General features: G+C 61.6%; 1 pseudogene. It reads left to right on the forward strand.

The features are described from left to right. Nucleotides 1–539, forward strand: a pseudogene (gene aceE, locus Q7C21_RS22835) (pyruvate dehydrogenase (acetyl-transferring), homodimeric type); the annotation flags it as partial.

Below are 539 nucleotides of genomic sequence, written 5' to 3' on the forward strand. Positions count from 1 at the left end.
GCCTCAGCGTCGCGCCAAGAGCTTCAGCATCCCGACTCCGCCACTGGATACCCTCAAGGCCATCCTCGACGGTTCCGGCGATCGCGAAATCTCCACCACCATGGCCTTCGTGCGGATCCTCGCGCAGTTGGTCAAGGACAAGGAAATCGGCCAGCGCATCGTGCCGATCATCCCGGACGAAGCCCGTACCTTCGGTATGGAAGGCATGTTCCGCCAGTTGGGCATCTACTCCTCCGTCGGCCAGCTCTACGAGCCAGTCGATAAAGACCAGGTGATGTTCTACCGCGAAGACAAGAAGGGCCAGATCCTCGAAGAAGGCATCAACGAAGCGGGCGCCATGAGCTCCTTCATCGCGGCCGGTACTTCGTACTCCAGCCACAACCAGCCGATGCTGCCGTTCTACATCTTCTATTCGATGTTCGGCTTCCAGCGTATTGGCGACCTGGCCTGGGCTGCCGGCGACAGCCGCACCCGCGGCTTCCTGATCGGCGGTACCGCCGGCCGTACCACCCTCAACGGTGAAGGCCTGCAGCACGAAG

The sequence above is a fragment of the Pantoea sp. ANP04 genome (assembly GCF_041982285.1).
In the GTDB taxonomy this organism is placed as follows: domain Bacteria; phylum Pseudomonadota; class Gammaproteobacteria; order Enterobacterales; family Enterobacteriaceae; genus Pantoea; species Pantoea eucalypti.